The sequence below is a fragment of the Paenibacillus sp. GCM10027628 genome (assembly GCF_042676385.1).
GTDB lineage: Bacteria > Bacillota > Bacilli > Paenibacillales > NBRC-103111 > Paenibacillus_E.
Genome location: NZ_JBHTHA010000009.1, coordinates 180159 through 193124, shown reverse-complemented (window position 1 = coordinate 193124; position 12966 = coordinate 180159). Strand labels below are relative to the sequence as shown.

General features: G+C 49.5%; 12 protein-coding genes. All 12 read right to left on the bottom strand.

Annotated elements, in window-relative coordinates; all coding sequences use genetic code 11:
• Positions 1 to 7 precede the first annotated feature (7 nt).
• The 12 genes from ACFQZT_RS10760 to ACFQZT_RS10705 all read right to left on the bottom strand — a co-directional run bounded on the left by ACFQZT_RS10760 (position 8) and on the right by ACFQZT_RS10705 (position 12965).
• Positions 8 to 394: a hypothetical protein gene (locus ACFQZT_RS10760; RefSeq protein WP_379299479.1), complete on the bottom strand. Its 387-nt coding sequence runs from the start codon at positions 392 to 394 to the stop codon at positions 8 to 10.
• 41 nt (positions 395 to 435) lie between these two features.
• A complete protein-coding gene (locus ACFQZT_RS10755) occupies positions 436 to 963 on the bottom strand; it encodes a YfiT family bacillithiol transferase (protein WP_379299477.1) in 528 nt (175 codons plus the stop codon).
• A 674-nt stretch (positions 964 to 1637) separates the two neighbouring features.
• A complete protein-coding gene (locus ACFQZT_RS10750; protein WP_379299475.1) occupies positions 1638 to 1985 on the bottom strand; it encodes a VOC family protein in 348 nt (115 codons plus the stop codon).
• Between the two features lie 182 nt (positions 1986 to 2167).
• On the bottom strand, positions 2168 to 3133 hold the full coding sequence (locus tag ACFQZT_RS10745) for a PfkB family carbohydrate kinase (protein ID WP_379299473.1): 966 nt from the start codon (positions 3131 to 3133) through the stop codon (positions 2168 to 2170).
• Positions 3134 to 3186: 53 nt separating this feature from the next.
• On the bottom strand, positions 3187 to 4611 hold the full coding sequence (locus ACFQZT_RS10740) for a glycoside hydrolase family 32 protein (protein WP_379299623.1): 1425 nt from the start codon (positions 4609 to 4611) through the stop codon (positions 3187 to 3189).
• 71 nt (positions 4612 to 4682) lie between these two features.
• On the bottom strand, positions 4683 to 5510 hold the full coding sequence (locus tag ACFQZT_RS10735; RefSeq protein ID WP_379299471.1) for a carbohydrate ABC transporter permease: 828 nt from the start codon (positions 5508 to 5510) through the stop codon (positions 4683 to 4685).
• Positions 5510 to 6394, bottom strand: coding sequence for a carbohydrate ABC transporter permease (locus ACFQZT_RS10730; protein ID WP_379299469.1), 885 nt, complete (start codon positions 6392 to 6394; stop codon positions 5510 to 5512). Before ACFQZT_RS10730 ends, ACFQZT_RS10735 begins: the two co-directional genes overlap by 1 nt.
• 82 nt (positions 6395 to 6476) lie before the next feature.
• The gene (locus ACFQZT_RS10725) at positions 6477 to 7832 is read right to left on the bottom strand and encodes an ABC transporter substrate-binding protein (protein WP_379299467.1); all 1356 of its coding nucleotides are present in this window, start codon (positions 7830 to 7832) and stop codon (positions 6477 to 6479) included.
• Positions 7833 to 8529: 697 nt separating this feature from the next.
• Positions 8530 to 9507 carry a LacI family DNA-binding transcriptional regulator gene (locus ACFQZT_RS10720; RefSeq protein WP_379299464.1) on the bottom strand — a complete coding sequence of 326 codons (978 nt, stop codon included), beginning with the start codon at positions 9505 to 9507 and terminating at the stop codon, positions 8530 to 8532.
• A gap of 106 nt (positions 9508 to 9613) precedes the next feature.
• A complete protein-coding gene (locus tag ACFQZT_RS10715) occupies positions 9614 to 10969 on the bottom strand; it encodes a hypothetical protein (protein ID WP_379299462.1) in 1356 nt (451 codons plus the stop codon).
• The gene (locus ACFQZT_RS10710) at positions 10969 to 12426 is read right to left on the bottom strand and encodes a flotillin family protein (RefSeq protein WP_379299460.1); all 1458 of its coding nucleotides are present in this window, start codon (positions 12424 to 12426) and stop codon (positions 10969 to 10971) included. Before ACFQZT_RS10710 ends, ACFQZT_RS10715 begins: the two co-directional genes overlap by 1 nt.
• A complete protein-coding gene (locus ACFQZT_RS10705) occupies positions 12426 to 12965 on the bottom strand; it encodes an NfeD family membrane protein (protein WP_379299459.1) in 540 nt (179 codons plus the stop codon). The genes ACFQZT_RS10710 and ACFQZT_RS10705 overlap by 1 nt, the downstream gene beginning before the upstream one ends.
• Position 12966: the final 1 nt, after the last annotated feature.

Genomic DNA, 12966 nt, shown 5'->3' with positions numbered 1-12966 from the left:
TCAAGAGTTAGCGGTACAGACGAAGAACGTCCTTATGCTTCTCCGGCATAAGGACGTTCTTTTCTTGTTTTCGTTTCCAGTTTCCATCGACTGGAAATTGTACAGTGAATTTTCTTGTTTCGTGTCCAATCATTCCATTCATTGGATTTCGTACAACAGGAACAACCGATAGATCATATTTAGTCTGGTTAGCGGCGATTTGACTGTATGCTTTCCAATGTTCGGTAGTGAAATTGGCTCTGTTGCGGGATTCTGCTAGATATTTTCCAATGACGTGTCCGCTATACTCTCGATCGGATACAACGAAAGTAAGCCGCCAAACGACCTCTCCTGTCCAACTTGCGCGAATCCTGGGCGCGCACAGTGGTACTGCATGACGAATGTCGAAACCCATTCCGTACTAACCTGTCTCGGCATTCGGTTCAGAATGCTCGACTACCAGCCCATCCGATCACGCAGACGAGTGATATGCGCGATATGATGGTTGCCGTGCCATGCATAGTTGCCGACATTCCAGTCCAAACGGATCGTATTCCCTGACTCCGGATGTACGAAAGCCCGCGACAGCTGCTCGCGATGAAGCGAGTCCAGCAAGATCATCCAGCGGCTGTGCAGCGCATCCAGCAGTGTTAAGGACAGCTCGACCGGTGCGGACTTGCCGTCGCTCAGCTCCGCCCAACGATCCTCATAATAGGGGCGGATTGTCGGCTCCTCCTCGGTCAATGCAAGCTTGAAGCGCATGTAACTGTTGATGTGGCTGTCCGTCACATGATGCACGACCTGCCGCACTGTCCAGCCGCCAGGCCGGTAAGGGGTATCGAGCTGCTCGTCTGAAAGCCCGGCGACAGCCTCTCTCAATCTCCTTGGCGTCGACCCGATGTCGGCCATCCATTGCTGCAGCTGCTCCTGCGTGATTTCACCTTCGTGTTCAAACAGTCCAATAGGAAAGCGTAATTCGTCCATGATTCCATCCCCCTGCGGCTTTTTTTCTATTATACAAGCAATCGGGCATGCTGCCTATGAAGCTAAGTCACAGTGACGGAAAAGCCTTATCTAGCAAGGCTTATTAGTTATGAAATTGACTCAACACTTCATGTAATTTCACCTGGAGCTGGCCAAACTTCTTGTAGATGATGCAGGTTGCCCCCTAAAATTTGCTTGATTCTGCGAAAATAACTGCACTACATGCATGCAGCTCAATGAACCAAGTGCAAATCAATGAATAGCTGCGCAAAAAGAGGATCCAATTGGATTCCCTTGCCCTCCGCTACTATCGGCCTTCCCCGCTAACCAACTCTATTTAGTTGGGAAAAGTCATGCTATTTTGGGAGTTTCCTCGTTTATGCTTTCACTAACGGGATTTCCTCCCGTTAATTTCTTCAAACCGGCCCATTCTTTCGAAACCGCCTGCAAATAGGAGGAGTTTTTCCATCTATTTTTCCGTACGCTGCCAAATTCAGATGAATTAGATGGAGATTTTCCTGTTAGTCGGAGACTTTGCGGCATCCTGTTAGTGCGTGAAATGATGATTGCCGTACCATGCGTAGTTGCCAACGTTCCAGTCCAATCGGATCGTATTCCCGGATTCCGGGTGGATGAAGGCACTTCATTGTATAGCAGTTCCTCAACCTTTGGAATCAATCCTTGATTTCGATGCGATTTCCTTCCGGATCGATGATAACGCCAATGGTTCCCCAATCGAATGAAAGGACCTTCACGTCTACACCGCGCCCTTGCAGTTCCCGAACCGTCGCGTCGAAATCATTCACATTCAAACGAAGGACTGTCGGATTTTGTCCTCTCGTTTTCTCCTCGGCAGAAGATACGCCATCTTCTTCTATCATGAGATAACTACCGCCAAAGTCGAGGACAGACAACCCTTTGCCTCTTTCACGAAGCGGCAGACCCATTCGTTCAGTATAAAATTCAACTGCACGTTCATAATGCTCGGCAAATAAAATAATGCCGGATTCACGCAATTTCATACCCTCTCACCTTCCCGAATAAGATTGATAAAATTAAGCATACCATGAGCGCAACGATTAATAATCGGCTATTGGACTTACATCTTCGGTCTAAACTTGCATTCCTTTCTAAGCAAAAACGAAAGGCTACCCCTAAGATCTATTCAGATCTGTTGGGACAGCCACATTGGTTAGATGCATATTCACTTCTGAATCTGCTGAAATTGCAGCACTTCCTCTTTCGAGGGAAGCGCCGGAATCGCCCCTTGACGCGTCGTCGTCAAAGCAGCCGCACTATTGGCGAAGGCGAGCATCTCCGCCATCCGCCCGGCGCTAATCGATTGGGCTGCATTCGGCTCTAGATGCAGCCGATAGAGCAGCGAGCCGATGAATGCGTCCCCCGCGCCGGTCGTGTCGGCGACAGTAACCCGGTGGCCGCCTACAGCCACTCGCTGTGTACGGCTTCTCCATTCGGCACCGTTGCCGCCACGTGTATAGATCACGTGCTGTACATCGCCGACGAACAAAGACGCGAGCGCTTCTTCTTCATCCTCTTTGCCGGTGATGAAAGCAAGCTCGTCTTCGCTGATCTTCACGATATGACTAAGCGGGATAAAAGCAAGAATCGTCTGCCTGCATGCTTCTTTGTCGTTCCAGAGCGGCAATCGCACGTTCGGGTCGAAGCTCACAAGGCCGCCTGCATCCTTGATGGCGCGAATCGCCTTCAAATGCGCATACTTCACCGGCGCTTCGATCAGATCGACGGAGCAGTAATGCAGCACGTCGCCTGCAGCGAACCATTTCCCGTCGATCTCTTCCTCGTTGAGCAGCATATCAGCGCTCGGATTGCGGTAGAACGAGAAGTCGCGGTCGCCGTCTGCTTTGAGACTTACAAACGCCAACGCCGTATTTGCTTGATCCGTGCGAAATACACGGGTGGTGTCCACGCCAAGCTGTTCCATCGTCTCAACCAGGAAATCGCCAAAGGCGTCCTTCCCGAGCTTGCCGATAAAGCCGCTGCTGCCGCCTAAGCGGGCTACCGCGCAAGCAACGTTGGCCGGAGCTCCGCCCGCGGCTTTCTCAAATCCGCTGACCGCCTTAAGTTCCACGCCCTTTTCGGAGGGAACAAAATCAATCAGCGCTTCCCCCATCGTAAACACTTTAGCCATGAGGCTTCCTCCTTAGAGCTTTCCGTTAGGAAAGCTTGCTTCGTAAGCATGTGCTACCCAATGTCCCATTTTTGCAAAGATTGAATGACACTCTCACCTTGGGAATACACCTTGATCCCACGCGAGTTCTCGCTAGGATAAATACGTGCCGTCATCACCTTTTCGCCACCTTGAATAAAGACCTCAACGGAGCTGCGGTCGACAAATATCCTCAGCGCCAGCACGCCACCATCCAATTCAACCGTCGTTCTGCGCTCCCCTTGGGGACCGATTCCCGAGCGGTCGCGGTTTAAGCTTAGCAGACGATCGTTAACGCTGTAAGAAAGTACCGTCTCCTCTTCGCTGCTGGTGCGCAGCTTAAGACCAAATCCGGTAGCAGTGCCAGCCTTCAACTTGACCTGAAGTTCATAACTGTCCCCTTCTGTGCCCAGCAGCAGCTCCCCATCCAGTGTAACACCAGTCATTTCATAGAGATTCTTGCGATACCCTTCAATTTCCTTCACCGGCAGGAATAAAACTTTATCTCCTTGCAGCACCAATTCGCGAGGCAGCGTCATCGCCCCGGCCCAGCCGTGTCCTTGTTGCGTAGGCATATCCGTTTCCCACATGTCCATCCAGCCGATCATGATGCGCCGGCCTTGATCATCTCTCGTCGTCTGTGGCGCGTAAAAATCAAATCCGTAATCTACAGGCAAATAGGCGTCGTAATGAAACTTTCCGCTAACTGTATCAAGTTCGCCCAGCATATACGTCGTAGAGTGCAGATTCCGGTAATCGTCACCTTGAGCGGGAACACGCTGCGGCGACATCAGCAGCACATCACGGCCTCCCAGCGCGAACAAATCCGGACACTCCCAGTTATCGCCAAGCGTGCCGTCGCTTTGAGCCATCACATTAACAAATGTCCAATGAATCAAATCTTCAGAGCGATAGAGCAAAATTTGCCCATTGCCCTTCCCGTCATTGGAACCAAGGACAACATAGTAGCTGCCGTCTCGTTCAAATACTTTGGGATCGCGAAAATCCTTTAGACTTGCCCCCTCCGGAATCTGGCTGTTATCGATGACCGGGTTATCGGCAAGCTTTTCGAACACGACACCGTCGCTCGATACGGCCATATTTTGCTTCTGGATATAATCGTTATCTTTATCAGGCCCCGTTATGATATGCCCTGTGTACATCAGGTACAGGCGGCCGTCCTTCTCCACGGCGCTTCCGGAAAAACATCCATCCTTGTCGTAGGTCTGATCCGGAGCCAATGCCACCGGTTGGTATGTCCAGGAAATCAGGTCGCGGCTCACCGCATGGCCCCAATGCATCGGTCCCCAAACGGATTTATATGGATAATGCTGATAGAACATATGGTATTGACCCTTATATTGAACAAAACCGTTCGGATCGTTCATCCAACCAAACTCACTCATGAGATGGTAATTCAGCCGGTAGTCCGACCGCAGGCTTTGTTTATTTGTCTGTATGAATGCGTCGGCACTCTCTCTCGTGTAGTTAATGGCTCATCCTACCCTTACTGTTTATTTGTCTATAGCGTTTATTTAATCGAGCCTTGCATAACACCTTGGATAATATAACGTTGGGAAAATAAATAAATGATCAATATGGGCAAAATCGTAAGCATCAATCCCGCCATGAGCGGGCCGTAATCAACGGAATACGTGCCATAGAAATAAAAGGTGGATAACGGAAGCGTCCGCTCTTCAGGCTTAATCAGCACAAGGGATGGAAGTAAGAAGTCATTCCATATCCAGAGTACATTCAGGATCGTCACCGTCGTCGATGTGGGCAGCAAAATAGGGAAGACAATTTTGAAAAAGATTTGCGTACGCGAGCATCCGTCCAGCCAAGCCGCCTCTTCGAGCTCAGCGGGAATGCTTTTGACGAAGCCGTGATAAATAAATACCGCCAGCGAGCTCCCGAAGCCAAGATACATATAAATCAGCGCCCATTTGCTGTTCAACATGCCGATGGAGCCGTAAATTTTGACAAGCGGAATCATAATCGCCTGAAACGGAATAATCATCGAAGCAACCATGAGCAGGAATGTATATTGGTTGAATTTGTTGTTATTACGTACGAAATAATGCGCCGTCATCGCCGTAAAGAGAGCAAGCAGCAGCACGCTGGATACCGTAATCACGAGCGAATTGGAGAAACTGTGCAGGTACTTCATTTTATCGAAAGCATTAACGTAATTCGTGAAATCGAGCTTGGCCGGAAACGCCAGGGGGCTGCCTACAATGGCTTTGTTGCCTTTAAACGAATTGAGAAGCAGAAGTCCGAACGGAAACACGAACAGGATGAAGCAGAGCGATAAGAGAACGATTTTGAGCCCGTTTAAAGAAGTTTTGGTGCCTGCCATCACGCCTCCACCTCCATTTTCTTGCTGTAGTAGACCTGAATGAGCGTAATCACAGCTACCAGCAGGAACAAGATCAGTGCCTCTGCTTGACCTACTCCATAATCGCGGGACAGGAAGGCTTTTTGATAGACGTGCATGGACACCATTTCCGTGCTTTTGAAGGGTCCGCCCTTGGTCAGTGAAATATTCAGGTCATAGACCATGAACCCGCGCTGCAGTGACAAAAATACACACACAATAAAAGAAGGAATCGTGAGCGGAAGCACAATTTTGACCAATCTGGCCAAGCTGGATGCGCCGTCGATACTGGATGCCTCCAATATATCTTTCGGTACGTTCATAAGCCCGGCCACATAGATCACCATCATGTAACCGGAATACTGCCATACCGTCACGACGATCATCGTCCACATCGCCTTGTCCGGCGTTACGAGCCACGAAGCTTGCAGCCATGGCAGATGATATTTTTGTCCGAAATAAACGAGCACATTGGAGAAAATAAACTGCCATACAAAGCCGAGCATGATACCACCGACGAGGTTCGGTACGAAGAAGCCGGCGCGGAAGAAGCTCTGCCCCTTGAGCCCGCTTGTCAGTACATAAGCCAGCAAAAACGCCACGATATTAATAAGCACAACCGTCGCAAACACATATTTAAGCGTTAGGACAAAAGATTTCCAGAACTCCGCGTCCTTAAACACAGACCCGTAATTTTGCAGAGCTACAAAGGTGTGTGTCGTCGAGATGCCGTCCCAGTTCGTAAACGTTAAATAGATCCCGAACAGGAACGGAATGATCATTACCGTCACGAAGGCAAATAAGGTCGGGCCCGTGAACAGAAGGCGCAGGCGGAGCCTCTCCCCTCTTCCTTTTTCAGCAATCATGATAAATCCCTCACTCACTTAGCTTTAGTCAAATGCAGACATGGATAAGACGGACGACGTCTTACCCATGCCTATTTATCATTTATTTCACTGATTTCCAGTAATCTTCAATTTCCTTTACAAGTACAGCGCGGTCTCCCGCTTTCGCCAAATATTTTTGCATGGAAGCTCCGTTTTTCGCCCAGTGGTCAGCCGGAAGCGTCGGCACGGACTCCATCGTTTTGCCTCTAGCGATATAATCCATAATGGACTTGGCGAGCGGATCCTGCGGCTCCAGCTTATTGTTCTTGAATGCAGGGATAATGCTAGCTTTGTTTACGACAAAATCTTGGCCGTTCTTCTCGTACACCATCCACTCCAGGAATTTCTTCGCCGCTGCCTGCTGCTCAGGCGTGCTGTGTTCTTTATCCAGAACCAGACGTTTGGAAACGGAAGCGGTGATTTGCGTGTTGCCAAAATCATCCGGATTGTTGCTGACCGGGACAGGCAGGAAACCGTATTGCGCCTTAGCCGTGTCAGAGCTTTTGATATTCGGCCAAGCCCAGTTCCCCATGAACCAGATGCCTGCTTGCCCTTTACCCAATACTTCCGGACCTCTCTCGTAAACGCCGGTGAGCGGGGACACTTTATCCAGATTGTACTTCGTCATTACATCAAATGTATTCATCAGACCATTAAATACCGCATTGTGGCCAAGATCTCCCTTGCCCGCTTTCAACTGATCGATGTAAGCTGCAACCTTGGCCGTATCAGGCGACTGTGCCGCGTACGCCAATTCCAAATAGTGCGCGCCTAGCGACCAATCCATCGGCGAGATGACGAGTGGCGCTACGCCGGATGCTTCGATCTTTTTGAACAGACCTTCAAGATCGTTCGTCGTCTTGATCGTTCCCGGGTCGAAAGTACCGCCTACCGCTTTATCCAAAATCGGTTTGCTATAAATAAATCCGTAACCTTCTACTGAAAAAGGAAATGCCATGACTTTGCCGTCGGTTGTTTTGGTATCCAGGCTTTTGTCCACCGCATCTGTGACCCATTTCTCTCCGGAGAGATCGAGAATTCGATCTTTGAACTTGCTTACGTCAGCCGGATCCAGCATTGTGATCGTAGCCGGGTTGCCGGAAGCGTAGAGCGCAGATGCACGTTCGAACGGTGATTGGCCTGCCGGAACCGGAAGCACTTCAAGCGTAATGTTCGGGTTGTCCTGCTTGAACGTTTTCGCGGCTTCTTCCATTTGCGCTTGAATTTCACCTTTGGAATTCAGCAGGGTGATTTTTACTTCTTTGCCCGATTGTGCCGCTGCTGTTGCGGAAGCAGTCGCTTTTGCGACATCTGTGGAAGCGCTCTCTTTTGAGCTGCCTGTGGATGAGCATCCCGTAACGACCATGCCAAGCGCTACGCCAGCTGCTAAAGTTTGTAAACCTCTACGTTTGTTCAATTTGATTTCCCCCGTTTCGAAATAAATCGCTTACAAAACGTATTATATATGTCAAAGGTTTGACATGTCAATCGTTTGACATAAACATTTAGGAAAGTTAAGAGGCTGGTCCTTCTGTAGAAATATCGACCTTGGGGGTAGTCCCCTTTGTTTACTGGGTCAACCCTCGATTACTGGTCCCTCAGGCCAAACAAAACACCCCTGTCCTTGAAGGTTGTCTCGGAAGCTCCTTCAGATAACTCCAAGACTATCACCCGCTATTAACTATTGAGCTGACTCATGTGGAGCAAAATAGGTTGATGAGCTGATGCGATTATGAGGCGTTAGGAACAAAGGTCGTAAATAAGGTACTGTAAGGACGCAAATGATGGTCAGATCGCTTTGCTTCGCGCTTGGAGAGAACAAAAGTCCATATATAACGAACGATGTTCGCTGTATATGGACCTTTGTTCTCTTTCCCATCTGTGCGGACAACTCTTCCACTTATTAGCGTCCCAAAGTTCTATATTAGTGCACTGTGGGACGCTAATTCACAAAAACTGCCGACTATTTGGCAGAATTCACATTACCAGAAGCCATGAACATTAATGATACAAAAAAGGAGCTGCCCCTAAGTAGTTTCATCTACTTAAGGGACAACTCCAGATCGCGTTTTCCTCTACCAGTGCAGTAGCTGTTTACTGTATTTGCATACTCCTCAAGTGGTTCCTCGCTCAATGAGTGTCACAGGTAAAATATTTGCCATCTGGATCGATTCCTCTGCCAGTTGACTACGAATCAATTCGATAGCTTGCTTGCTCATCTCTTCGATAGGCTGTTGAATCGTTGTTATCGAAGGGACAAGCCACGAAGCTGCGCTCACATCATCATAGCCAACAATACGGATATCTTGGGGGATGTGCTTACCTAACCTGTAGCTGTGTTGTACGACATAAGCGGCGATAATATCGCTCGTTGCAAACACACCGTCAATATCAGGGTGCTTTTGAAACAGTTCCGAAATGATCCGTTCATACTGCTTCTGATCAAATACGTTCATATCCGTCTGCACGATCAAATGCTCGATTCCATGACGGGTGACTATGTCCCGGAATGCATGCGTCCTTTGATTAGCTAGCAAATCAAGTTCCAAATTGCCGCAGATATGCGCTATTTTCTTACAGCCCTTCTTCACAAGCAGTTCAGCCGCTAATTCCCCTCCCCGGTAATTATCCGAGGACATGTAAGGGATGTCGGCATCAATCTGCCGATCAAAGGTTACGATAGGATGATGCAAGTTCCGATAATCTTCGACTTCCAGTGTATGGCTTCCCATGATGATACCATCTACTCTGTTACGCCTCATCATCTCAATGTATTCCTTCTCCTTGACCGGATCCAGATGAGAGTTGCAGAGCAGCATTTTGAAGCCGTGCTCATACGCATAGTATTCCACGAAGGATGCCAGCTCGCCAAAAAACGGATGAGATACGTTCGGCACAATCAGGCCAATGATATTGGACTGCTTCTTCAGAAGCGAGCGGGCAATTTCATTTGGTTGATAGCCCAGCTCCTCCATGCATTGATAGACTTTGCTGCGGGTTGATTCGCTAATATATCCTCGATTGTTAAGCACGCGGGAAACTGTCGTAACGGAAACGCCCGCGCGCTCAGCCACGTCATGAATGGTTGCCATAGGTTCACCTTTTGGGCAGGAATAGTTTCCTTCAAAATATAGCCTATTTGTCGCACCGGGACAAGAATAAACAAAAAATCCCCATTTCAAGGGGATTTTTTACGATCTATTTGGTTAATGAAACGACTTCGAGCTTAACACTCTTATAATTCATCACATTGTTGGGAACGACACATTCAAACACTCGAAGCCTGCTCTTGCCTGGGAAATCGGCATCAACCTTGATGCGAAGCGGCGCAATGCCCAGAACCTTGCCTTCGCTGTCAGCAAACGTCAGCCGGCCCGTCACCTCTGCCGCTCCCGCCCGGTCTAGCTGGAACTGTCCTTGAATAACGCTGAACACGCCATCCCGTCGCACTTGAAGAGTACCAAGGCGCAGCTCCGGATGAGCGTCATCGGCAATCGACATTTCGGCTGCCGGCTGCACATCGTTCATGATGTTCCCGAACAGCATTCCGACTTGTACGGTGGCATAAGCATACTGTCTGATATCTCCATCCACAGTAAACTTTACGGTTTTCCGCTCACTTCCATTTGACAACTCGGTCGTTACACCGCTCGATGCAGCTAACTTTTCACCGCGCACACTGTAAAAACTAACCTGAAATCCAACTGGCGCAGCTTCTTTGCGATCCCGCCATTTCGGTCCCAGCTGCACCTCTGCTTCCATTTGAGTAAGATGGGGGTTAGTCTTATCTGAGTACCAGTTCGTAAAGGCAACCTCGATATCATCGTTCCGGTCCGCAGCCTGGAGTCCGTGTAATTTGAACCAGACAGGACCCATCCAGGAATCGATCCGATGCCAATCGTTCCAAACTTCCTTCACTTTGACCGTCTGCGGCGTAATGCTTGCTCCGGTTCCAAAAGAAATCGGATTCCGCATAAGTTCCGTCTCATGGGTTAATTGAACTTCTTCATCGACTTCCTGGACACCGACTAATGATGGATAAACAGGCGATATCCATTTCTCTCCCGCTTTCGTTTCAATGAGATAACGGCTGCCCCACTTGGCCTTAGCTGTAACGATCTGCGGAGCGAGCTTGCCGCCCGTAGGCTTCGTTAATCCCGAATCCTCATAGAGAGGCTGCAGATTGCCGAGATCGATATTGGTGACCAGAGGCACCGCTTGATCAAACTCGGCATTATCCGGTGAAATCCACATCGGTCCTAACCAGGTCGCGATTTGATAGTAATATCTGGTGTAGCCCTCCCCGTGGCCGGCGCGAACACTTCTCGTCCCCAGGATCGTTACCGTTTGCGGAGATAACTCGCCGATTTCCTTCAAATGGTCATCGTAAAAGCTGGTGGTCTCAAACAATGTAATCGTTTTGGCAGAAGGCAAGGGATTGGTCGAAATCCAGGAATCGTAGGCTCTGGCTTTTCCCGTAAGCTGCCAACAACCAAGCAGACTCAACGTCAGAGCTGAGAGTGCCAGCTTTTTCATAGTACGACTTAGTGCCATTACTCTATTCCTTCTTGCTTATCTCCTGCAGGAACAATAGCATTATCTTTGCCTAGAAAAGCCCTGGCAAGATCCGTTACCGTCTTGCCTGTTAACGTTTGTGTAATTTCCGGCACCTGTGCAATCATCTTCGTAATATCGCCTGTTATGCGATTGACTCCCGAAGTCGCTCCATCCTGCGAAATGACCGTAATTTTGTCTACATTGCTAAGCGGAGCAGCAATTTTCTCTGCCAGCTCAGGCAGCATGCGAAGGATCTCAACGGTGACCGCCGCTTGCGTATACTGCTTGTAAGCCTCCGCCTTTTTCTCCAGCGCTTCGGCTTCTGCTATCCCGGCCAGGCGTATGACCTCCGCGTTCGCCTTCCCTTTGGCGAGCTCTGCTTCAGCCGTCGCTTCGCCGCGTTTTCTCGTCGATTCCGCTTCGGCCTCGGCTTCGAGAATTTGCCGCTGCTTATTGACTTCCGCGCGCAGGATGGCCGCCTGCTTTTCCGCCTCAGCGGGCTTAATGACCGTGGCTTCAAGCTCCTTCTGCTTGAGCTCAACCTCGATCTGGCGAACGTTCTTGTTCGCCTCCGCTTCCATCTGCTTGATCCTCACCTGTTCGGTCACGAGCGACTGCTGAATTTGATTCTGCTTCAGCTCGTAAGCCAAATCGGCCTCCGCCTGCCGGCTCGTCGTTTCTTGTTTGAATTCCGCTTCCTTGATGTTCAGCTCCTTGCGGTATAGAGCTTCCTTCGCAGAAGCCACGCTCTCTGCCTCAATGCGGAGCTGGTGCGCCTCCGCCTTGCGGATCGCGGACTCTTTCTCCGTCTCCGCCTGTCTAATTTGGATATCCCGCTCAACCTCTGCCTTAGCGATGCTTGCACTTTTCCGAATGCGCTCCACTTCCGGTACGCCCAAATTCTCGATGTAACCCTGATCGTCCGCAACTCGTTTCAGCACAAAGGAGATCAGGCTGAGCCCCATTTTATCTAGATCCTCGGAGCACGTTTCTCGCATCTTGCTGTTGAGTTCGTCCGGGTTTTTGAGAATCGCTTCGACCGTCAACTGCCCGACCAAACCGCGAAGGTGCCCTTCTACGGAATGCAAAATAATCGTTTCCCGCTCCGCCAGCGTATGATCCAGGAACTGCTCGGATGCTGTTGCAATCGCAATCGGATCGCTTTGGATTTTGATCTGGGCCACGGCTTCAATTTTCAGCCGGATCCCTTGCTGGGAAAACATCGGTTGATCCGGCTTCACATCGAAGCTCATCAGCATCATGGAAATCGTCTTAAAACTCTGAAATCCGGGGATGACGAAGCTCCCTCCGCCTTGCACAACGCGTTTTCCCCCTAGACCGAACACGATCATCGCCTCATTCGGCGGCACCTTCTTATACGCTTTAACAATCGAAGCTAGTAAGATCAAAACGACAACAACAATGGCAACAACCGTATACAAAACTGTTAGCATTACAAATCAACCTCCTTATTAAATTCCGTTACAGTCGCAACACCTTTACTCATGTTCAAAACAATGACCTTAGCGCCTTTCGCGATCGATTCGCCGTTCTCAGACTTCACGCTGATGGAACGAGTGGTTCCTTGCAGGACGAATTTCATTTCACCCGTACCCGTTCCGTGAATGGGGACTGAAAGATGCCCCAGCTGCCCATGAAGGTCGAAATCGTCCTCTTTCATCGTATGATCGTGTTTGTAGATGACCTTGGCATAAAAGAGGAAGAAGAACCACCCAATCACGAGACCGGCGGCAAGGGCAATGAGTAAAATGAGCACTAAACTCGTCATACCGACACTGCCCAGCATGTAGCCTACGCCGCCAAATACGGTCAAGCTTGCTAACACAGAGGATAAATTAAAAAAACTTGGGCCCGCGTGACCATGACCGCCTCCGCTATCGACGTGGAATTCCGAAATGTCACCGCCAAAAAACGTAATAAGCAGCGTCAGCGCAAGGCCGACCCAGAAACAAACGGCAAACAAAGTCATCATG

Bases quoted from the DNA above. Each gene is read 5' to 3' on its own strand.
- ACFQZT_RS10760 (WP_379299479.1), bottom strand. From the start codon at position 394: ATGGGTTTCGACATTCGTCATGCAGTACCACTGTGCGCGCCCAGGATT.
- ACFQZT_RS10755 (WP_379299477.1), bottom strand. From the start codon at position 963: ATGGACGAATTACGCTTTCCTATTGGACTGTTTGAACACGAAGGTGAA.
- ACFQZT_RS10750 (WP_379299475.1), bottom strand. From the start codon at position 1,985: ATGAAATTGCGTGAATCCGGCATTATTTTATTTGCCGAGCATTATGAA.
- ACFQZT_RS10745 (WP_379299473.1), bottom strand. From the start codon at position 3,133: ATGGCTAAAGTGTTTACGATGGGGGAAGCGCTGATTGATTTTGTTCCC.
- ACFQZT_RS10735 (WP_379299471.1), bottom strand. From the start codon at position 5,510: ATGGCAGGCACCAAAACTTCTTTAAACGGGCTCAAAATCGTTCTCTTA.
- ACFQZT_RS10730 (WP_379299469.1), bottom strand. From the start codon at position 6,394: ATGATTGCTGAAAAAGGAAGAGGGGAGAGGCTCCGCCTGCGCCTTCTG.
- ACFQZT_RS10720 (WP_379299464.1), bottom strand. From the start codon at position 9,507: ATGGCAACCATTCATGACGTGGCTGAGCGCGCGGGCGTTTCCGTTACG.
- ACFQZT_RS10715 (WP_379299462.1), bottom strand. From the start codon at position 10,969: ATGGCACTAAGTCGTACTATGAAAAAGCTGGCACTCTCAGCTCTGACG.
- ACFQZT_RS10710 (WP_379299460.1), bottom strand. From the start codon at position 12,426: ATGCTAACAGTTTTGTATACGGTTGTTGCCATTGTTGTTGTCGTTTTG.
- ACFQZT_RS10705 (WP_379299459.1), bottom strand. From the start codon at position 12,965: ATGATGACTTTGTTTGCCGTTTGTTTCTGGGTCGGCCTTGCGCTGACG.